The organism is Thiomicrospira microaerophila, assembly GCF_000934765.1.
Lineage (GTDB): Bacteria > Pseudomonadota > Gammaproteobacteria > Thiomicrospirales > Thiomicrospiraceae > Thiomicrospira > Thiomicrospira microaerophila.
The window spans coordinates 1-20,519 of record NZ_JYNN01000023.1; the positions used below are offsets into that span (position 1 = coordinate 1).

The following is a 20,519-nucleotide window of genomic DNA, read 5'->3' on the forward strand; positions in this document are numbered from 1 at the left end:
CTTCCAGAAACCTAAACACCACGCTTAATCAACATGGACGTATGTTAGGCGATGAGGTCTGTGCTGTAAAGTATGGGCACGGTCGGACGCTTACATTTAAGATGCGTTTTCCTTGAATCAACCTACTAAGCAAAATCTTCTGGGTCGTACCCTAAATTGGGTGCTAGCCATTTTTCAGCCTCAGCAATCGTCCAGCCTTTGCGATGTGCGTAGTCTTCGGCTTGATCTCGACCAATTGAGCCGACCCCAAAATACTTGCTTTGCGGATGGGCATAATACCAACCTGACACCGCCGCGGTGGGTGTCATTGCATAGCTGGAGGTCAGTTCTAAGCCAATTTCTTCATCCGGTTTTAGTAAGTCCCATAGCGTGCCTTTTTCAGTGTGCTCTGGGTTGGCAGGGTAACCGGGCGCTGGGCGTATGCCTTGGTATTTCTCTTTGATGAGTTCCTCATTGGTTAGATTTTCATCTTTCGCATAACCCCAAAATTCTTTGCGAACTAGCTCGTGCATATGCTCGGCCAATGCTTCGGCTAAACGGTCTGCAAGCGCTTTAATCATAATCGAGTGATAGTCATCATGCTCGGCTTCAAAGCGTGCAATATGCTCATCAATGCCAATGCCTGCCGTTACCGCAAAGGCGCCAATGTAATCATTAATAACCAGGCCTGGTTGGTCTTTCAAGTTTTTGGGCGCAATGTAATCGCTTAAACATTGATTATATTGCCCCGCCTTTTTCTCCGCCTGTTGGCGCAGGTTGTGTAAGCGACAAAGCGGTGTTGTGCGCGTTTCGTCAGTATAAAGTTCAATATCATCGTCCACGGCATTCGCGGGATAAAACCCAATCACGGCACGGGCTGTCAGCCATTTTTCGTCAATAATTTTCTGAAGCATGGCTTGCGCATCAGCAAACACCTTCTTCGCTTCTTCGCCGACAATCTTGTCGTCTAAAATGCGTGGATAGAGGCCGTGCAAATCCCAAGATTGGAAGAAGGGTGACCAATCTATCCGGGGCACCAAATCAGCGAGGTCGATCGTGTCGAATACTTTTTTACCTAAAAAGCTTGGCTTGGGCGGTGTGTAGTCTGACCAGTCTATAGGGATCGGGTTTTCACGCGCTTTGTTCAGCGGCGTGCGTTTGACTTGTTTGGCGCGTGCTTTGCGCTCTTCACGTAACTGCACATATTCTTCACGAATTTTAGCGGCAAAGTCGGCTTTGAGGTCATTGGAAATCAAACTTTGCGCTACCCCCACGGCTCGCGACGCATCTTTTACATAGACCACCGGATGATCGTATTGCGGTTCAATTTTGACCGCGGTATGGGCTTTAGAGGTGGTTGCGCCGCCAATTAGTAGCGGTATCGACATGCCACGACGTTGCATTTCTTTAGCAACATGCACCATTTCTTCGAGTGACGGGGTGATGAGACCTGACAAGCCAATCACATTCGCACCTTCACGTAATGCGGTGTCGAGAATTTTCTCCGCGGGCACCATCACACCCAGATCAATCACCTCAAAGTTATTACACTGCAACACCACGCCGACAATGTTTTTGCCGATGTCATGCACATCACCTTTCACCGTCGCCATCACAATCTTACCCTTGGCTTGACCTGAGGCCTTTTCTTCTTCAAGGAAGGGTTGTAGATAAGCCACCGCGCGTTTCATGACCCGCGCTGATTTCACTACCTGTGGCAAGAACATTTTGCCTGCGCCAAACAGGTCGCCGACCACATTCATGCCATCCATCAAAGGTCCCTCAATCACCTGAAGCGGTGAACCGAGGGTGGTGCGGGCTTCTTCGGTATCCGCTTCAATAAAGTCGGTAATGCCTTTAACCAAAGAATGTTCCAAGCGTTTTTCTACACTCGCATCACGCCATGCAATATCGGACTCTTTGCTTTGCACCGAACCATCGCCACGGAATTTTTCTGCCACTTCCAGTAAGCGATCGGCCGCGCCATCATCCTTATTCAAAACAACATCTTCCACCGCTTGCTTCAGTTCTGGATCAAGGTCGTCATACACCGCCATTTGTGAGGCATTAACGATGCCCATATCCATGCCTTTTTGAATCGCATAGTAAAGGAAAACCGAATGAATCGCTTCACGCACCGGGTTATTGCCACGGAAAGAAAAAGATACGTTAGAAACACCGCCCGAAATTAACGCATGGGGCAGATGGTTCTTAATCCACTCCACCGCGTTAATAAAGTCCATCGCATAGTTATTGTGCTCATCAATACCCGTCGCAATGGCAAAAATATTCGGATCAAAGATAATGTCTTCGGGCGGGAAGCCATTCGCCACCAATAAGTCATACGAACGTTTACAGATTTCCGTTTTGCGCGCAAAGGTATCCGCTTGGCCATCCTCATCAAACGCCATCACAATCGTTGCTGCGCCATAACGCTGAATCAGTTTGGCTTGGGCGAGGAAGTTTTCTTCGCCTTCTTTCAAGGAGATGGAGTTAACAATGCCTTTTCCTTGAATACATTTTAAACCCGCCTCAATCGCCTCCCATTTTGATGAGTCAATCATCACAGGTACACGCGCAGCATCGGGTTCACCGGCCATCATATTTAAAAAACGCGTCATACAGGCTTTAGCATCCAACATGCCTTCGTCCATATTAACGTCAATAATTTGCGCGCCGTCATTGACCTGTTTAACCGCGATTTCAACCGCTTGCTCGTAGTTATCTTCAATAATCAAGCGCTTAAACAAGGCCGAGCCGGTGACGTTATTGCGCTCACCGACATTAACAAATAACGTGGAGTCATCAATCGTCATCGGCTCAAGCCCAGACAAACGGCAGGCTACTTTAACCTTAGGGAGGGTGCGCTGAGGATAAGCCTGCGCCGCCTTTGCCATCGCTTCGACATGCTCAGGGGTGGTGCCACAACAGCCGCCAATAATATTTAGCCAGCCATTTTCAGCCCAGGTTTGAATTTCTTTTGCCATTTGCTCTGGGGTTTCATCATACTCACCAAACTCATTCGGCAGGCCGGCGTTTGGGTGAACCGACACATAGGTTTCACAAATGCGGCTGAGTTCTTCAACATAAGGGCGCAACTCGTTCGGGCCAAGCGCACAGTTTAGGCCAACGGATAAAGGCTTAGCATGACGAATCGCATTATAAAAGGCTTCGGTCGTTTGCCCCGACAAGGTGCGACCAGACGCATCGGTAATGGTGCCCGAAATCATAATCGGCACCTCTTCGCCCAAGGTATCTTCCACCTGCTTAACCGCGAAAATCGCCGCTTTGGCGTTCAAGGTATCAAAAATGGTTTCAATTAAGATGACATCTGCGCCGCCTTCTAATAGTGCATTCGTCGCCTGCACATAGGCTTCGACCAGTTCATCAAAATGGGTATTGCGAAAGCCAGGATCGTTCACATCCGGTGAGATCGAAGCGGTGCGGTTTGTTGGGCCAAGCACCCCAGCGACAAAACGCGGTTTGCCGTCTTCTTGTTCAGCGATATCGCAGGCCTGGCGGGCCACCTGCGCGGCGTAAATATTAATATCGCGCACTTGGTCTTGCATATCGTAATCGGCTTGCGCAATGGTGGTGGCGTTAAACGAATTGGTTTCAAGGATATCTACGCCCTTGCGCAAAAAGCTCAAATGGATGTCGCGAATCGCGTCAGGTTTGGTGATGACCAAAATGTCATTGTTGCCCTTGATGTCCATGTGAAAGTCCGCAAAACGCTCGCCACGGAAATCCTCTTCCGACAGATTTAAACCCTGAATCATTGTGCCCATTGCACCATCGAGTACTAGCACACGTTCAGTCAGTAATTGTTTTAGTAAGGCAATCCGTTGCAGACGATTCATAGCAAATCCATTTGTTGTTCAATTCAAAAGTTGATTATTTTAACGCAAAAGCAGATGGAAAATGTTTTTGAAGTGAGGATAGGATGCCGACTAGACGCAATTAAAATACAGTTTAGGCTTAAAGTTCGCAATCAATTTGATTTAATTCATTGTGCAATCAAGGTATGATTAGCCCATTATTAAAATGTTGTTGGAGTGCGTGATGTCTACTTTTTTTCCAGTTGAAGAAATTGTTTCGGGGTGTAAGCAATGTCACCAGCCCCTTGGATTTGAATTTACATTTGCATTTCAACCAATAGTTGACATCAAAAATAAAACGCTATTCGGATATGAAGCGCTGGTACGAGGCTGTCAGGGTGAAGGCGCTTATCAAGTGCTCAGCAAGGTGAATGATCAGAATCGTTACGCGTTCGACCAGGCCTGCCGGGTCAAAGCGATTCAGCTCGCCAGCGAACTCAAGCTTGACCGGATGCTCAGTATTAATTTTTTACCGAATGCGGTGTATGAGCCAAGGCATTGTATTCGCAGTACGTTAGAAGCGGCCAAGCAATATAATTTTCCAACTGAACGTTTAATGTTTGAGATTACCGAATCGGAACATGTTGCTGATGTGGCACATCTGACACGTATTTTTTCAGAATACCAAGCCCAGGGTTTCACTACCGCGCTGGATGACTTTGGTGCGGGGCACGCAGGCTTAAATTTGTTGGCGAGTTTTGTACCGCAAATTCTAAAAATTGATATGGAGCTGGTTCGCGATATTGACCGGAATAAAATCAAGCAATCGATTGCTAGGGGTTTAATGCAAATTTGCAACGATCTGAATATTACTGTACTAGCCGAAGGCTTAGAAACCAAAGAAGAAGTGGCGTTTTATCAAGATCTGGGGGTGCGTTTAATGCAAGGTTATTATTTTGCTAAACCCGGATTTGAGATATTGCCACGACCTGATGGTTTTTCTTAAATTCAAAATTTTTTAATCCTGCCCCTTGAATCTATTTTTCCTAGCCCCATATTAGCCCTGTCTTAATAAATTTAGCCGATTTGCATTGCGTGAATCGGCCCAAACCCAGATTTAAAATTATCTGGATTAAACCTCACGATTAAATTTAACAATGTTAGGAGAACTATCTATGAGCATTAAACCTTTGCATGATCGCGTTGTAGTGCGTCGCTTGGAAGAAGAAAAAGTATCAGCGGGCGGCATCGTACTACCTGATTCAGCAAAAGAAAAACCAGCCGAAGGCGAAGTGGTGGCTGTAGGCCCAGGTAAAGCGTCTGACAGTGGCACAGTGGTTGCCATGAGCGTTAAAGTCGGCGACAAGGTCTTGTTCGGCAAATATTCAGGTCAAGAAGTAAAAGTCGATGGTGAAGAACTATTAGTGATGCGTGAAGACGACATTATCGCGATTCGCGGTTAATTTTTCGTTGACGTATAGTTACACTTAGATTGTCTTAACACATTAAATTGAGGAAAATTACAAATGGCTAAACAAGTTAAATTTGGTATTGAAGCACGTGAGCGTATGGTTGAAGGGATTAATATCCTAGCAGACGCCGTTAAAGTTACCCTAGGTCCTAAAGGCCGTAACGTGGTGATTGAAAAATCATTTGGCGCACCTTCTGTGACTAAAGACGGTGTGTCTGTGGCACGTGAAATTGAGTTAGAAGATAAGTTTCAAAACATGGGCGCGCAAATGGTTAAAGAAGTCGCTTCTAAAACCAATGATGTTGCCGGTGACGGTACAACAACCGCAACCGTATTAGCGCAAGCTATCGTGCGTGAAGGCATGAAATCAGTTGCCGCCGGTATGAACCCAATGGACTTAAACCGGGGTATTCACAAAGCGGTTGAAGCGGTAGTGGCTGAAATCTCTAATATGTCTAAGCCTTGCGAAACCACTGATTCAATTGCACAAGTCGGTACAATTTCGGCCAACTCTGACAGCACAGTAGGTAAGTTGATTGCCGATGCGATGGAGCGTGTGGGTAAAGAAGGCGTGATTACGGTTGAAGAAGGTTCTTCATTGCATGATGAACTTGAAGTCGTTGAAGGGATGGAGTTTGACCGCGGTTACCTATCACCTTATTTCGCGACCAACCAAGAGAAAATGGTTGCGGAAATGGAGAATCCTTACATCCTATTAACGGACAAGAAAATCTCGAATATCCGTGAATTGTTACCCACTCTAGAAGCGGTAGCAAAATCAGGTCGTCCGTTGTTAATTATTGCGGAAGACGTTGAGGGCGAAGCACTCGCTACCCTAGTAATCAACAATATGCGTGGTATCGTTAAGGTCGCCGCGGTCAAAGCACCTGGTTTTGGTGAGCGTCGTAAAGCGATGTTACAAGATATCGCGGTATTGACCGGTGGTACTGTCGTTTCTGAAGAAGTGGGCATGACACTGGAAGCGATTACGCTAGAGGACTTAGGTCAAGCGAAAAACGTGAATGTCGCTAAAGATTCAACCACGGTGATTGATGGTGCCGGTGCAAAAGCCGATATCGAAGCACGTTGTGCGCAGATTCAATCTCAGTTGGCAAACACTACATCTGATTATGACAAAGAGAAGCTACAAGAGCGTTTGGCTAAACTTGCTGGTGGTGTGGCGGTGATCAAGTTGGGCGCGGCCACTGAGATGGAAATGAAAGAGAAAAAAGACCGTGTTGACGATGCATTGCATGCCACGCGTGCAGCGGTTCAAGAAGGCATTGTACCCGGTGGCGGTGTAGCCTTGGTGCGTGCTAAAGCGAACGTGACGGTTCAGGGTGATAACCATGACCAAGACGTCGGTATTCAAATTGCGATGCGTGCAATGGAAGAGCCCCTGCGTCAAATTGTGCAAAACTGCGGCCTAGAAGGGTCAGTGGTTGTGAACAAGGTAAAAGAAGGCGAAGGTAATTTTGGCTTTAATGCGGCCACAGAAGCCTATGGCGATATGTTAGAGATGGGGATTATCGACCCAGCAAAAGTAACGCGTACGGCTTTACAAAACGCGGCATCGATTGCAGGTTTGATCATCACGACCGAAGCGATGATTGCTGATCTACCGAAAAAAGACGGGGGTTCAGCAGGCGGCGCAGACATGGGCGGCATGGGAGGAATGGGCGGCATGATGTAATCGATCCGATTACATTAAGCTAAACATTTAGCCTAATAAAAAGCCCCGTCAGTGAAGCACTGGCGGGGCTTTTTTTGTGACTGTTTGCAACCAGGCCTGGTTGTGAAAAACCGGGTTATCAAGCGTTAACACTTAACCCGCATATTTCATAAAGTGCACGCGAATCTATGAAACATCTGTGTTAACAAAATGGCCAGATGCAAAAGCGTCTTGGTAGGTTGTTACAGCTTCTGAGTTGCTGATCGTAGAGTTTAGATTGGCGGTCTACTTTTTTAGCTACTTCGATTAGCCAGGGTTTTTGGTTATAGGTTTTGCGCCGATAGCCACCATGACCTTCGTGGTAGGCGAGGTAGAGGTTGTAGGGATCACGCAAAGAAATGCCATTTCGCTGGTTGGAAACCGAGTTATACCAGCCGATAAAGTCGAGGGCATCATAGATATTATCCCGGCGTGCGCGATAATTGCCGGTAGCTTTTTGATAGTCATACCATGCGGGGTTTTGCGCTTGTGCATAGCCAAACGCGCTGGATTTACGTGGCAGTGGGATAAAGCCTAGCGCATAATCTCTTGGAGGTCGTGCATTATGCACAAAGCGCGATTCTTGGTGAACAAAGGCCTTTTGAATAGCTACAGACGTACCCCATTTTTCTTCTGATTTTTTAGCGGCTTTATACCATCTCGGGTCATGTTCAATAATTTGGCAAATATTGTTGTGACTGCTGGCCGGTGGCGGTGTCGTGCTGCAACCTGACAGTAAACCTAATACAACCATCAGTGAAAAAAAACTGATGAATGAAAAACGGAAATGGGTTTTAAGTTGGCTCGGCATGGGTTACTCCTGTTTTAGTTTTTCTGATTTTGCAAAAAGCGCATCGGTAAACTCCTTCGCATTAAACTCGCGTAGGTCATCAATTTTTTCACCGACACCGATATAGCGAACAGGGATAGGCAATTGTTGTGCCAAAGAGAAAATAATGCCGCCTTTTGCCGTGCCATCCAGTTTTGATAGCACCAGGCCTGAAAGCTGCATCGCGGCGTTAAATTGCTTGGCTTGGCTAATCGCGTTCTGTCCCGTGCCGGCATCCAGCACCAACATGACTTCATGCGGTGCGCTCGCTTCAACTTTTTGAATCACACGGCGCACTTTTTTAAGTTCTTCCATCAGATTACTTTGGGTATGCAAACGCCCCGCGGTATCGGCAATCAGAATGTCGATTTTTTTCGCCTTCGCCGATTGAATCGCATCAAAGATAACGGCGGCAGAGTCGGCGCCTGTACCCTGTGCGATAACCGGCACATTATTGCGCTCGCCCCAAGTCTGTAGTTGCTCCACCGCGGCCGCACGGAAGGTGTCGCCCGCCGCGAGCATCACGGATTTGCCTTCTAGCTGAAATTTTTTCGCCAGTTTACCAATGGTGGTGGTTTTGCCAACACCATTCACGCCAACCATTAAAATAACAAAGGGTTTTTGACTTGTGTCAATCACTAGGGGTTGGTTGACGGGGGTGAGCAAATCGGCCAGTTGTTGTTTGAGCGCATCAATCAGTGCTTGAGGGTCTTTAAGCTCTTTGCGCGACACTTGTCCGGTCAGGTTTTGAATGATTTGATCGGTTGCATCGACCCCAACATCCGCCGTCAGCAATAGCATCTCTAGGTCATCGAGCAGGTCTTGGTCGATTTCTTTTTTGCCTAAAATGAGGTTGGCTAAACCATCGCTGAAGGCTTGGCGTGTTTTAGTGAGCTGGTTTTTTAAACGGGCAAATAAGCCAAGTTTTGTGGGCTTTTCTTCTGGCTTTTCTTCTAGTTTTTGGGCTGGCTTAATTTCCGCTTTTTCTATCGATTTAGTTTCGACTTGGGGTGTAGTCTTACTCTCAGGCGGTTTTTCAGTAACACTCGGCTCAGGGTCTTTTACCGATTCTATTGGCGTAGGTTGGTGTTTTTCGGGCACAGGCTCGTGCTGGACGACGATCTCAGGCATCGCCTCAGCAGCGCCAGGCTGGTCAGAAATAATGGCTTTTTGATCCTGCTCGTCTTGGGGTGCTTCTTGTTTTTTATCTTTTTTGCGAAAAAATCCAAACATAATCTCTATAACCTCTGTAGGCTGGGTAATCTTATCGGCTAGTGCCGAAAAGTTCCATATTTGTAAACTTGTAAAAAATGATTGCACACATTATAAAGTAATTTGCTATAGAAAGAGACCTTTGGCGTCAATGCAAAAGGCTTGTTGAACTATTCGGGTTAAAAGGATGGGTTATGAATTTAAAGCTACTCACAATAGGATGGATGAGCTGGTTGGTTGTTGGGCTGGTTCAAGCGGCGGAAGCGCCGCGCTTGTTTGAAGCCCAGTTAGATAACGGACTGCAGATCGTCGTCAAGCAAGATCAACGTGCGCCCGTGGTGGTGCATCAAATGTGGTATCGCGTTGGGGCTAATTATGAACCACAGGGTGTAACCGGGGTGTCGCATATGCTTGAACATATGATGTTTAAGGGTACCGAGACTATGGAGCCGGGTGCGTTTTCACGACGTGTCTCGCAAATGGGGGGGCGTGAAAATGCCTTCACCTCCTCCAATTTCACCGCCTATTTTCAAATCGTCGGTAAACAGCATCTTGCCGAAGTGATGCAGATGGAATCGGATCGTATGGCTAATTTAAAATTGAGCGAAGCGCAATTTCAGCCTGAACGCGATGTGGTGATTCAAGAGCGCTTATGGGCGGTGGAAGACCGACCTAGCTCTAAACTGTTTGAGCAGTTTAAAGCGACCGCTTTTCTAAGTAGTCCTGAACGCAATCCGGTTATCGGCTGGATGGCGGATATCAAAAATTACCAATTGGCCGATTTGCAGGATTGGTATGACCGTTGGTACGCCCCCAATAATGCCACGTTGGTGGTGGTGGGCGATGTCGATCCGCACGAGGTTGTAGAGTTAGCGAAACAAACCTATGGTCAATATCCTGCGCGCGACATTATTCAGCCGCGTTTACAGCCAGAAATCCAACAGCAGGGGATGCGCCGGATTGAATTAAAAGATGCGACACCGGTACCGAGCATTATCCTAGGGTTTCATGTGCCTTCGCTGGTGACGGCAGACAGCGCGGATGAGGTCTATGCCTTGTCGGTTTTAGCGAGTGTGTTAGATGGTGACTCCGGACGCTTAACCCAAGAAATGGTGCGTGAGCAGCAGATCGCCAGCTCGATTGGCACCTTTTATCGTGCCAATGGTCGTTTAGGCTCCCAATTCTTTTTCAGCGCTCAGCCACAAGCTGGCGTTGACATCGAGCAATTGGAGGCGGAGTTAATCAAGCAAATTGAGCGGATTAAAACCGAGCCGATGAGCCAACAGGCGCTCAACCGCGTACTGGCGCAAGCCGAAGCACAATATGTCTACAATCAGGATTCGGTGCAAGCGCAAGCCATGTCGATTGGCATGATGGTCAGTGTCGGCTTGCCTGCGGATACGATGGAAACCTGGGTGGATAACCTACGCCAAGTCACCCCGGCGCAATTGCAGGCGGTGGCCAAAAAATATTTGCAGACGGATAACATGACGGTTGGGATTTTACGTCCCAGTGGCGAAACCAATCGTCGCCCTACAGCCAAACCTGATTTTGGCGGGAGATCACACTAATGAAAAAATCAATTTACGTTATAGCCTTCGTATTTGGACTCACCAGCTGGAGTCTGCAGGCTTCGGTTGATATTCAAACTTGGACCACCAGCAAAGGCACCAAGGTACTGTTTGTTGAAGCACCGGAATTGCCTATGATCGACATTGAACTTAAGTTTGACGCCGGCAGTGCGCGTGATAATCGACAACCAGGCCTGGCGAGCTTTACTGCGAATATGATCGGTACGCAAACCGCTCAATTAACCGAGCAGGCGATTGCGGATGGCTTTAATGACCTAGGTGCGCAGTTTGGCGGCGATGTGAATCGTGATGCGGCTAGCTTTAGTCTGCGCAGTTTAACGCGAGCCGATTTGTTGAACCCCGCGTTAGATTTATTTGAGCAGGTGATTAATCAGGCCGCTTTTTCAGAAACCATTTTTCAGCGCGATCGCCAGCGACTCATTCAAGGCTTACAGCAAGCCGAAGAGCAGCCCGCTCGCGTCGCGCAACGTGCGTTTTGGCAGGGCTTGTACGGTGAACACGCCTATGCCCATCCGGTATCAGGCACGGTCGAATCGGTCGACTCGTTGAATATCAAAGACCTTGAAGCCTTTAAGCAGCGTTACTATGTGGCACAAAACGCGCAAATTGCGATGGTCGGCGCGATTACACGTCAGCAAGCGGAAAAGCTGGCGGAACAATTAACCGCCGCAATGCCTAAGGGGGAAAAGCCGGCTGCGCTCGCGCAACCTAAGCCTTTAACCCAAGCTAAGAATGAGGCTAAAAACGAACCTAAAACCGAGGTGATTGATTTTCAAGCGGCGCAAACGCAATACTTTGCCGGTCAATTAGCTGTTGAGCGGGGGCATCCTGATTATTATGCGTTGTTTTTAGGCAATCATTTATTAGGCGGTAGTGGCTTTGCGTCTTTGTTAGTTGAAGAAGTGCGCGAAAAACGCGGATTGGTCTACAGCGTTTATAGTTACTTTGCCCCGATGCGTGTAGCCGGTCCTTGGATTGTGGGTTTATCCACCGCGAATAGCCAAGCGATGCAAGCCGATGAAGTGGTTAAACAAACGCTACAGGGTTTTATGAAAGACTTTGACGAGCAAAAACTCGCTGACATCAAAAGCAACTTGATCGGCGGCTGGCCGTTGCGAATGGATAGCAACAGCAAAATCCTCGGCTATATCAGTATGATCGGATTTTATGATTTACCGCTCGATTACCTAGACGCCTTTCCGCGCCAAATCGAGCAACTGAGTAAAGCGGAGGTACTCGCCGCCTGGCAGCGTCATATCAACCCCGACCAACTCTTTACCCTAATGGTAGGCCAGCCGGAGTAAAATCAGTGCAATTAACCCGGATGTTTAGCTTCGCTTTCTTCGATTCATAAATTCGGGTTATGATCGCGCAGGATGACGGCTTTGGGTAAAAGAAATGGGTCATTGCGAGGCCGAAGGCGGCGGAAACCTCTCAAGGCGGTGGCAATTTCTGACCGACTTCGCGCTGGTTTGAGAGATTGCTTCACTGCGTTTCGCTATGACGCGGGTGGGTTGCGAGCTGTTGGCGGAGATCAGTTGCGATCTGTTATTTAGGGTATCTTAACCTGCCCGTAGTCGCCTAGTATGCTGTTAATTTGTTTTAACTGTGGCCGTAGGTTTCTTGGGTAGTCGATGGGGTTTCCATTGCTTAAAGCACCTGCGCAGATGAGGCGCATGACATCGGGCTGGCGCGTGGACGCGAGATCAATAATAATTAATTCCATCATGTCGGGCGGGCCGTTGTCCTCCATCGCTAGCATTAAGTTAACGCCTTGCCCAGCCGCCAACAAGTGGGGGCGCATCGCAATCGCTTCTGAATCGAATCGGATTCGGGTGATTAAGAACTGGTCGGGTTGAACCGTGCGGCCGTGTGTCGCGAAGGTGCGTAATTCTAGTCGACAGTGCTGTTCGCGTCGGTCAAACCCAAAGCGCGTGGTCAGCTCGCCATGCTGAATAAAGCGCCGTGTCGTGTTTGGGGCGATGTCAATCGTTTTGTGCGTCTGTAAAACTTGCTGGGTCGATAGGTCGGTTTTTTCGCTCAGTTGAGCACAGCCTGTGAGCAGTGTAAATGTGATTAATATCCAATAGCGCATTGTTTTGTCCTCAGAAGGTAATAGGCGTTTAAACCATCGAGATTCGATAGGGTTCAAATAGCGATTGTAGGTTAACCCGTGCGCCCAATTGTGCCGCGAGCAGGTAGAGTCCGCCCAGTTTTCGGTGAAAAAACAAGGCGTCTGCAGGTGGGCTGTGCCAGTAGTTTTGTTCAAAACTGAGCGCCATGCCTTTTTGTTTGATGCGCGCAATTAAGTCACTGTTGGCAAAATCAAACGTACCGGTTTGGCATAGGGGTTCACAGGCTTGATGAAAAAGTTGCATTACACTGGCTTTTTGTTCGGGCAAAATATTTTTTTGAAAGAATCCAATTTGCTCCGCGGCCTGTTCCATGACGCCCAGATTTTGCTCCAGTGCGCCGGAGATGAGCTGGCGGTAGCCTTGCGCAATGGCTGGGTTGTATTTACGGGTAGCACCAAAGTCAAGTAGCCCAATGCGTTGTGTGTCTGGCTGGTAGAGAAAGTTAGCAAAGTTAGGATCCGTTTGAACGAGTTGCCAGTCAAATAGCTCTAAAAATAGCAATTCAAATAAGTGAGACATGGCGCGATCACGCTCGGCTTGCGGTTTGTGTTTGAGTTGCTCAATAGGTTCGCCAGCCATAAATGACATGGCTAAAATCTGTGCATTGCTGTGTTGTGGTTGACACGTAGGTACGGCGAATTTTTCTTCTAAACCCCGTTGCGTTATGTTGTTCGCTATTTTGGCCATGGCTTGGGCCTCATGTTGATAGTCGGCTTCAAGCAGTAGTTGTTGCTTGGCCTCTTCGATAATCGGCTTTAAATCCACATCAGCGGGTATTAAGCGTGACCAGCTCAGTAGGGTTGCGAGGTTGTCGACATCGCTGCTAATGCTTTGTGCGACGCCAGGGTATTGGATTTTAATCGCTAACTCATACCCTTCAAGATTGCGGGCGCGGTGCACTTGGCCGATAGACGCCGCGGCAATCGGGTAGAAGCTAAATTGTGTGAATTGTTCAGACCAGTTTTGTCCCCAGTGTTGCGCAAGTTGTTTTTGTAGCTGAGAGAGGGGCATCGAAGGGGCTTGATTGCGCAGGTTAGCAAGCAGGCTTGCCAGCTCGGGTGGCAATAGATCACCGGCATCCATCGATAGCAGCTGCCCAACTTTCATCGCCGCGCCGCGCAGTTTGGCGAGCTCTTGACTAAAGCGTTGTAGGTTTTGTGGGCTGAGTAGCAGGTCTTGTTTATTGGGGGTTTCACCTTTTAGCCATTGCTTGCTGCCTTGGTAGAGCATGGACCCGGCCACGCCGCTGGCGAGTTTGCCAAGGCGTGCTAGGCGGCTGAGGCGGTGGCTAGGTAGATTGGCTTGATTATTATTCATAATGGATTTCATTTTGTGTGAGATAATATGCTATTGTATAGCTTGTATGAAACTATTGTCTAATAAGATTTTTTTAAGGAGTGCATGATGGTTGACTCAACGTTTGCGGTGGTGGGGGCGAAAGGGGCGATTGGTTCTGCGCTGATTGAACAGGCCATTGCGCAAGGATTGTGTAATCAATGCGTGCGCTTTAGCCATCGTCCTTTGGCCTTAGCTCCCTTAGCCATACCTGCTGTGGACTTAACGTTAGATTACACCGCCAAAGCGGCGATTGAGCAGCAGTGGCAAACGGCCTACCAGGCCTGGTTGCAACAAGCCAATACGCATAATCCGATGAAGTCGGTCACGCAGTTGTGGATAGCGACAGGGTTTTTGCATAGTCGTCAATTTACCCCAGAGCGCCGACATGAGCAAATGAGCTCAGCGGCATTACAGTTCGCTTTTCAAATGAATGCGGTGGCGCCGATGTTGTTTTTATCGCAATGGTTGCGACACTGGCCGCGACGCGCACCGCTTAAAATTGGGGTCTTGTCGGCACGAGTAGGCAGTATTAGTGACAATCGATTGGGCGGGTGGCATAGTTATCGTGCAAGCAAAGCGGCGCTAAATATGTTGATTAAAAACATGGCGATTGAATTGAAGCGCAGTCATCCACTGGTTACACTTGTCGGTTTTCAGCCCGGCACGACCCAAAGCGAGTTGTCAGCCCCTTTTACAACACGTGTGCCTGCGGCGCAGTTGCAAACTCCAGATTATACGGCGGCGTGTTTGTTAAACGTGATGCGTGAGCGTACGCCAGCCGATTCAGGGTTGTTGTTTGATTTTTTAGGCCAGGCGTTTGAGCCTTAGGAGGTGTGATGCACTATCGTTTATATCCGCTTGATCCGTTGTCTGCAGACAGTGGGGAGGCTTGGGATTATATGAGTGACCAGGTAATGGGAGGGCTGTCATCTGGACAGCTTGAACAACACCAAGAGGGTATGGGTTGGGTGACCTGCTTAGCGGGCGAGGTGCGTTTGGATAACAACGGTGGCTTTATCCAAATGCAGTTTGATTTGTCATCTATTGATAATCTTGCTAGGTTTGAGGGGCTCTATTTGACTTGGCGAGGTGAGGCGCCAGCGGTAGCGGCACATTTAAAAACAACGGATTTACGTCAACCTTGGCAGTCGTATAAAAACACGGTATTTCCTTCGACAGACTGGAAAACTGACTATTGGCCTTTCACGCAATTTGCACCCTATCGAACAGGTATTCCATTGGATGTTCAACAGGCCTCTCGTTTTGGATTGTTGGCCATTGGTCAACCCGGTCCAGTGACCTTGTGTGTACGTGAGCTCGGTGTCTATCGACACTAACCTATTGCTTTAGCATATATTTTAAAATATGTGTTTTTTGGGCGGCTAAAAATGTCACACTCATGACACCGATTTGTGTCAAACTAGTTTGAGTGCAAATAAATGCCTATTAGAGGCTGTTTTATTAACCAGGCCTGGTTGTAGCCAATACACTTTTGGAGATGGATATGAAGGTTGCTGTTTTTAGTACTAAGCCTTATGACAAGGAAGCCTTGCGTCATTACGATAATGACGAGGTTGACTTGAGCTACTTTGAAGTGCCGCTCAATATCGCTACCGTGCATTATGCACAGGGCTTTGGCGCGGTGAGCGCGTTTGTGAATGATGATTTGGGCGAGGCCACGATTGAGCGCTTGGCGGAGTACGGTATTAAGCTGATTGCATTGCGTTGCGCGGGGTTTAATAACGTTGACTTGGCGGCGGCGGCCAAATTTGGTGTACGCATTGTGCGGGTGCCGGCTTATTCACCTTATGCGGTGGCCGAGCACACGATTGGCTTGATGCTTGCGCTTAACCGTAAGCTTTATAAGTCCTATAACCGTGTGCGAGAAGGTAACTTTTCGCTTAATGGTTTATTGGGTTTTGATATGCATGATAAAACCGTTGGCATTATTGGCGCGGGCAAAATTGGTTTGTTGGTCGGTGAGCGTCTGAAGGCGTTTGGTTGTGAGGTTTTGGTCTATGACCCCTTCCTTTGTAAAACGTGTGATGAGCAGGGTTTTAAGCAGGTTACGTTAGCGCAGTTGTACGCTGAGTCGCATATCATTACGTTGCATTGCCCGTTAACTAACCAAACAAAAAACATGATTAACGAAGATGCGTTGGATCAAATGCGCGCGAATGTGATGATTGTTAATACTGGACGAGGCGGGTTAATTGATACGAAAGCATTAATTAAGGCACTTAAGAGCCGCAAGGTGGGTTATGTTGGGTTAGATGTTTATGAGGAAGAGGGCGCGCTGTTTTTTGAGGATCACTCAAATGACATTATCCTTGATGATAAGTTTGAGCGTTTATTGACCTTTCCGAATGTACTGGTTACGGGGCATCAAGCTTATTTTACGCATGAAGCGTTGGAGCATATCGCCGAAACCACAATTCAAAATTTAATCGCATTTAAATATCAACGTCCGTTAGATAATGAAATTAAAGCAGATTTAAGCTAATTTAGCGCGTTGCCTGCTCACTTTTTCAGGTCAGGCTTCGTGGTGATTTCGCCGCAGGTTTGACCCTATCAATCCAGCGCTATATAATTTTCTTGTTAATGCATAGACTGCACTTATTATTCAGTCGTTTCATTTTTAGACTCATTGGAAAACATTATGACAAACATGGTTAAGTTGTCGGCGCTCAGTCGCCGTAAGTTTTTAGCAGGCGGCGCGGCGGCGCTCGCTACAGCGACAGGCCTGACGTCGATTAGCGCCCGTGCGGCAGAAAGTGCACCACGCATTGTGATTGTCGGGGGCGGTGCGGCGGGCATTAGTATTGCCAATCGACTGAGCCGTGCATTGAAAAATGCCGACATTACAGTGATTGAGCGTAAAGAAACCCATTACTATTGGCCAGGGTTAACCCTAGTGGCGACGGGTGCATGGCCAAAAAGTAAAGTGCTAGATCATAATCGTAGCTTTATGCCGAGCCGTGTAAACTGGGTAAAAGAGATGGCGCGTGAAATTGATCCCGATGCTAAGCGTGTCACCACGGATGCTGGGCGTAAGGTTGATTATGATTATTTGGTAGTTGCCAATGGTGTCGAGTATCACTATGGTGCGATAGAAGGGATGGATATTAACGCGATAGGTCAAAATGGCCTTGCGAGCGTCTATCAAAGTCCAGATGCGGCGGCAAAAAGTTGGGATGTGATCAAGACCTTTAGTCAGCAGGGTGGAGAAGGTATTTTTACCTTGCCCAGTACACCGATTCGTTGCGCCGGCGCGCCACTGAAAATGGCGCTGCTAACCCTTGATCGTATGCGTCAAAACGGTGGCTTTGACAAGTCTAATATGCACTTCCATTCTGGCACCAATGGCTTATTTGGTATTCCCTTCCACAACCAGTTTTTGCTGGACGAGTTTGCTAACAACAACACGCAGGTCAACCTGCGCAGTGAGCTGATTGCTGTCGATGTGGCAGCACGCCAGGCAACCTTTAGGCAAGCGGAGGGTGACACACGCACCCAGACTTATGATTTATTGCACGTCGTGCCGCCGATGCGTGCGCCCGAAGTGGTGCGTAACTCGAACTTGGCTTGGACCGAAGGCAACATGGCCGCCGGTGGCTGGTTAGCCGTGGATAAGGATACGCTACAGCATATGACCTATCCAGAGGTGTTTGGCTGCGGTGACGTTAATGGTACCCCGCGTGGTAAAACAGCCGCGACAGTCAAAATGTCGGTGCCGATTGTTGTTGAGAACCTATTGGCGGTGATCGATGGCCGTGACCCTTCTGCTACTTTTGATGGCTATACATCTTGCCCGTTGTTGACGCGTTTTGGCGCAGCGATGCTAATTGAGTTTGACTATAACGGTAATTTGACACCTACTTTCCCGATGATTGATCCGAAAAAAGAATCTTGGATGGCATGGATTATGAAAGATCAAATGTTAAAGCCCGCTTATCAACAAATGCTTAGAGGCAGAGTTTAAAAAAAGGAACGTGTTGCGATGGAACAACTAGGATTGATGTTTTATATGTTACTGGGTTATGCCCAAATTAACTGGATTGTAGTGACGGTATTTTTTGTTGGCGCCTTGGTGCTTAACCTGCTAGCCCTGTCTAAGGCGGGTGGATTTTTTAACAAAGCCGCGTTTAAAATGGCCGCGATTGGCTACTTTATTATGCTCGGTCTTTTGTTTGTCAGCTTACCTGGGTTAACAGGCTCAAGCTTTGCATACATGGGCTATTGGTTAGACTGGGTGTTATTGGTGATGATGTCAGCCGGTTATGCGGCGGCATCGATTCTGTGGATTTACCCTGTCGTGAAACTCTATCAAACGACCAGTGAACAACGCGTTTAGTTGAATCGACACATCTAGTAGAGCGGCCGCCTTTGTGCGGCCGCTTGGTTTTCAACGCATTATTTTCTGCCCTATTTCGGGTATTTCATTTTTTCTTGGCCTGTTGTTAGTGCTTTTTTCAGTCACGGATTGCTGAATAAGCGCGTCAAGTTGGTTAGCCAGTGCTTTGGCGCGTTCGTTTTCATGTTGGCACTCCGCAGCCATCGACTTGATGTCGGCATGCGTGCGGATAAGTTGGTTGAGTAAATGGTGTGCCATGATGAGGTAATCGGTATTTGTTTTTTGAATCGCTGCTTGTGATGCCGCACTGGATGATGTGCGATGGGCAGCGAGATTTAAATCAATCGCTTCAATTGCATGGTTAATGTTCTGTTTAATCGTGCGCAAATCACCTTTGAGCTCGGCCTGTACACGCTGCGTATAGTCGCCTTTTTGTACCGCATGCATCACATCATTGATTTCGGAAAACGCGTGTTGGAGTGTATTGGCTTGTTGGTTGTAAGCTTGAAAGATTTTGCTGACTTCATCTGCGCGATCAAACTCAATAATACGCTCATTAAAGCGGTAGGTTTTTGCTGTTTTTTCTAAAAAATCGGTGGCGCGTTTAACCGGTGCGACCACGCGTCGGTAAACAGAAAAAATCGATAAACTCATGATGACAAGGATAGACAGACTAATCGCGATCAAGAATAAAAGCGTTTGTTGATATTCTTGGTTGCGTGCCTGTATAAGTTGGCTGTTGTTTTGTTTAAAAATATGGCGGCCAATAGGCTGGCCTTGATCATCGAAGACCGGTAGTTGGATTACCATGTAACCTTCCAGCAGCATGGCGCCTTGTGTCTTGGGTGCGGAATTGAGCTGTTGTTGATGTTGGGTTACAAATTCAATCATGGGTTGTTCAAACCAGTGATTGTTTGCGAGTAACATGGTATCGCTCAGCTTATGATTGTGGAGGAGGCTTGCAGGCAGCGCCCCTGCCGATCCAGAAATAGCATCGGCGTCTAACCATAATAGCCAATCTCGATTTTGTTTGCGTAGTTCGCGTGCCATGCTTCCTAGCCCCCCTGATACGACAATCGCACCTATGAGCTGGCCTGCATCGTTAAAAATAGGGCCATAGCCACTGACGCCAAAGCCGATATCATTCGCGCCCCATGATAAGCCGCCAACGCCTTGATAGGTGCGTGTTACAGCGTCAAACAATGCAAAGCGGGCGGTGCCGCTGGGTTCGGCTTCGTACGAGTTAACCAATGCCTCGCCATCTAGGTTAATTAAGCTGGCGCGCAATCGACGGTAGTCTGAAATAGCGGCAAAATGGGCACGGATCGACTCAATCTCCTCTCGTGCGATGGACAGGGTTTCTTTGCTGGGGTCTTGGAGTGCATGATGCAGGGTCGGGCGTGAGGCATAGGCAAAGGCAATGTTTTTAACCCCTTCAATTTTTTCTGAAATGAGGTGGTCAATATGCTGTGCAATCGCAAGCTCTTCAATAGCCAGTAGCTTGGGTTCAACCTTTGAAAGCTGAAAACGATAAAATAGGCTGGCGATAATGATGAGGGCCAGTATGAGGTGAATGAAGGAGGCAAGGCTCAGGGTTTTTACAAGAGGCCCTTTTAGCTGAAAACGGTCAGTGAGTTGTTGCCAGCGATTGCGTATGACACCGTGCACCATGCGCTTCTTGCCTTGCATAATCTGAGGATAAGTGCGGTTGATGGCTGAAATATCTTTTGCATCAGCCGGGGTGCGAATGGAAACATAGCCAATAATCTCGTTATTTTGTAGGATGGGCGATACATTCGCCTGCACATAATAATAGTTGCCTTGTTTGGTTTTGTTTTTAACAATACCTGTCCAGTTTTGTTTGCGCTGGATGGTGGCCCACATATCAGCAAAGACCTGTTTAGGCACGTCTGGATGGCGTAAGATATTATGGGGTTGGCCGATCATTTCTTCACGCGTGTAACCCGATACCTCTAGAAAGTGATCCGAGGCACTGGTAATAATGCCTTGAGGATTGGTGGTGCTCGATAAAATATAGTCATTTTGAATGGTGATTTCAATTGACATAGGTGTTCCTTTG

The 20,519-nt window shown here is 47.8% G+C and carries 16 protein-coding genes; 10 read left to right on the plus strand and 6 right to left on the minus strand.

The genetic code is table 11. The annotated features are described in order from the left end of the window. Window positions 1-125: 125 nt before the first annotated feature. The gene (metH, locus tag NA59_RS08555; RefSeq protein ID WP_044411026.1) at window positions 126-3,839 is read right to left on the minus strand and encodes a methionine synthase; all 3,714 of its coding nucleotides are present in this window, start codon (window positions 3,837-3,839) and stop codon (window positions 126-128) included. 202 nt (window positions 3,840-4,041) lie between these two features. Here metH and NA59_RS08560 point away from each other — a divergent pair, with 202 nt between their 5' ends. From NA59_RS08560 to groL, 3 genes are all read left to right on the plus strand, one after another. Beyond that, window positions 4,042-4,803 carry an EAL domain-containing protein gene (locus NA59_RS08560; protein ID WP_044411028.1) on the plus strand — a complete coding sequence of 254 codons (762 nt, stop codon included), beginning with the start codon at window positions 4,042-4,044 and terminating at the stop codon, window positions 4,801-4,803. 169 nt (window positions 4,804-4,972) lie between these two features. Continuing rightward, on the plus strand, window positions 4,973-5,260 hold the full coding sequence (groES, locus tag NA59_RS08565) for a co-chaperone GroES (RefSeq protein ID WP_044411030.1): 288 nt from the start codon (window positions 4,973-4,975) through the stop codon (window positions 5,258-5,260). 63 nt (window positions 5,261-5,323) lie between these two features. Then, window positions 5,324-6,961: a chaperonin GroEL gene (groL, locus tag NA59_RS08570; protein WP_044411032.1), complete on the plus strand. Its 1,638-nt coding sequence runs from the start codon at window positions 5,324-5,326 to the stop codon at window positions 6,959-6,961. A gap of 181 nt (window positions 6,962-7,142) precedes the next feature. On the opposite strand, the gene NA59_RS08575 is transcribed toward groL, so the two are convergent. Beyond that, window positions 7,143-7,790 (minus strand): transglycosylase SLT domain-containing protein, encoded by a 648-nt coding sequence (locus NA59_RS08575; RefSeq protein WP_044411034.1) that lies wholly within the window; start codon window positions 7,788-7,790, stop codon window positions 7,143-7,145. Window positions 7,791-7,793: 3 nt separating this feature from the next. Beyond that, window positions 7,794-9,041: a signal recognition particle-docking protein FtsY gene (gene ftsY, locus NA59_RS08580; protein WP_044411130.1), complete on the minus strand. Its 1,248-nt coding sequence runs from the start codon at window positions 9,039-9,041 to the stop codon at window positions 7,794-7,796. A gap of 173 nt (window positions 9,042-9,214) precedes the next feature. On the opposite strand from ftsY, the gene NA59_RS08585 reads away from it, so the two are divergent. Continuing rightward, window positions 9,215-10,591: a M16 family metallopeptidase gene (locus NA59_RS08585; protein ID WP_044411036.1), complete on the plus strand. Its 1,377-nt coding sequence runs from the start codon at window positions 9,215-9,217 to the stop codon at window positions 10,589-10,591. Beyond that, the gene (locus tag NA59_RS08590) at window positions 10,591-11,916 is read left to right on the plus strand and encodes a M16 family metallopeptidase (protein ID WP_044411038.1); all 1,326 of its coding nucleotides are present in this window, start codon (window positions 10,591-10,593) and stop codon (window positions 11,914-11,916) included. Before NA59_RS08585 ends, NA59_RS08590 begins: the two co-directional genes overlap by 1 nt. A 248-nt stretch (window positions 11,917-12,164) precedes the next feature. Here NA59_RS08590 and NA59_RS08595 read toward each other — a convergent pair whose 3' ends face one another. Together NA59_RS08595 and NA59_RS08600 are read right to left on the minus strand one after the other, a co-directional pair. Beyond that, window positions 12,165-12,707, minus strand: coding sequence for a hypothetical protein (locus NA59_RS08595; RefSeq protein ID WP_044411040.1), 543 nt, complete (start codon window positions 12,705-12,707; stop codon window positions 12,165-12,167). Between the two features lie 28 nt (window positions 12,708-12,735). Then, on the minus strand, window positions 12,736-14,064 hold the full coding sequence (locus tag NA59_RS08600; protein WP_044411041.1) for an ABC1 kinase family protein: 1,329 nt from the start codon (window positions 14,062-14,064) through the stop codon (window positions 12,736-12,738). An 87-nt stretch (window positions 14,065-14,151) separates the two neighbouring features. Here NA59_RS08600 and NA59_RS08605 point away from each other — a divergent pair, with 87 nt between their 5' ends. The 5 genes from NA59_RS08605 to NA59_RS08625 all read left to right on the plus strand — a co-directional run bounded on the left by NA59_RS08605 (window position 14,152) and on the right by NA59_RS08625 (window position 18,439). Then, window positions 14,152-14,913 (plus strand): SDR family NAD(P)-dependent oxidoreductase, encoded by a 762-nt coding sequence (locus NA59_RS08605; RefSeq protein ID WP_044411042.1) that lies wholly within the window; start codon window positions 14,152-14,154, stop codon window positions 14,911-14,913. Window positions 14,914-14,921: 8 nt separating this feature from the next. Beyond that, window positions 14,922-15,422, plus strand: coding sequence for a CIA30 family protein (locus NA59_RS08610; RefSeq protein ID WP_044411047.1), 501 nt, complete (start codon window positions 14,922-14,924; stop codon window positions 15,420-15,422). A gap of 167 nt (window positions 15,423-15,589) precedes the next feature. After that, window positions 15,590-16,588: a 2-hydroxyacid dehydrogenase gene (locus NA59_RS08615; RefSeq protein ID WP_044411048.1), complete on the plus strand. Its 999-nt coding sequence runs from the start codon at window positions 15,590-15,592 to the stop codon at window positions 16,586-16,588. A 156-nt stretch (window positions 16,589-16,744) separates the two neighbouring features. Continuing rightward, the gene (locus NA59_RS08620) at window positions 16,745-18,067 is read left to right on the plus strand and encodes an NAD(P)/FAD-dependent oxidoreductase (RefSeq protein ID WP_044411049.1); all 1,323 of its coding nucleotides are present in this window, start codon (window positions 16,745-16,747) and stop codon (window positions 18,065-18,067) included. An 18-nt stretch (window positions 18,068-18,085) separates the two neighbouring features. Beyond that, a complete protein-coding gene (locus tag NA59_RS08625; RefSeq protein WP_044411050.1) occupies window positions 18,086-18,439 on the plus strand; it encodes a hypothetical protein in 354 nt (117 codons plus the stop codon). A 51-nt stretch (window positions 18,440-18,490) separates the two neighbouring features. Here the strand turns inward: NA59_RS08625 and NA59_RS08630 are convergent, their stop codons facing one another. Then, window positions 18,491-20,506: a PAS domain-containing protein gene (locus tag NA59_RS08630; protein WP_044411051.1), complete on the minus strand. Its 2,016-nt coding sequence runs from the start codon at window positions 20,504-20,506 to the stop codon at window positions 18,491-18,493. Between the last annotated feature and the right edge of the window lie 13 nt (window positions 20,507-20,519).

Excerpts from the sequence above, each read along its gene's own strand:
- NA59_RS08620 (WP_044411049.1), top strand. The coding sequence starts at position 16,745 with ATGACAAACATGGTTAAGTTGTCGGCGCTCAGTCGCCGTAAGTTTTTA.
- NA59_RS08590 (WP_044411038.1), top strand. The coding sequence starts at position 10,591 with ATGAAAAAATCAATTTACGTTATAGCCTTCGTATTTGGACTCACCAGC.
- NA59_RS08625 (WP_044411050.1), top strand. The coding sequence starts at position 18,086 with ATGGAACAACTAGGATTGATGTTTTATATGTTACTGGGTTATGCCCAA.
- NA59_RS08615 (WP_044411048.1), top strand. The coding sequence starts at position 15,590 with ATGAAGGTTGCTGTTTTTAGTACTAAGCCTTATGACAAGGAAGCCTTG.
- NA59_RS08605 (WP_044411042.1), top strand. The coding sequence starts at position 14,152 with ATGGTTGACTCAACGTTTGCGGTGGTGGGGGCGAAAGGGGCGATTGGT.
- NA59_RS08610 (WP_044411047.1), top strand. The coding sequence starts at position 14,922 with ATGCACTATCGTTTATATCCGCTTGATCCGTTGTCTGCAGACAGTGGG.
- NA59_RS08595 (WP_044411040.1), bottom strand. The coding sequence starts at position 12,707 with ATGCGCTATTGGATATTAATCACATTTACACTGCTCACAGGCTGTGCT.
- groES (WP_044411030.1), top strand. The coding sequence starts at position 4,973 with ATGAGCATTAAACCTTTGCATGATCGCGTTGTAGTGCGTCGCTTGGAA.
- NA59_RS08630 (WP_044411051.1), bottom strand. The coding sequence starts at position 20,506 with ATGTCAATTGAAATCACCATTCAAAATGACTATATTTTATCGAGCACC.
- groL (WP_044411032.1), top strand. The coding sequence starts at position 5,324 with ATGGCTAAACAAGTTAAATTTGGTATTGAAGCACGTGAGCGTATGGTT.
- metH (WP_044411026.1), bottom strand. The coding sequence starts at position 3,839 with ATGAATCGTCTGCAACGGATTGCCTTACTAAAACAATTACTGACTGAA.
- ftsY (WP_044411130.1), bottom strand. The coding sequence starts at position 9,041 with ATGTTTGGATTTTTTCGCAAAAAAGATAAAAAACAAGAAGCACCCCAA.
- NA59_RS08575 (WP_044411034.1), bottom strand. The coding sequence starts at position 7,790 with ATGCCGAGCCAACTTAAAACCCATTTCCGTTTTTCATTCATCAGTTTT.
- NA59_RS08600 (WP_044411041.1), bottom strand. The coding sequence starts at position 14,064 with ATGAATAATAATCAAGCCAATCTACCTAGCCACCGCCTCAGCCGCCTA.
- NA59_RS08585 (WP_044411036.1), top strand. The coding sequence starts at position 9,215 with ATGAATTTAAAGCTACTCACAATAGGATGGATGAGCTGGTTGGTTGTT.
- NA59_RS08560 (WP_044411028.1), top strand. The coding sequence starts at position 4,042 with ATGTCTACTTTTTTTCCAGTTGAAGAAATTGTTTCGGGGTGTAAGCAA.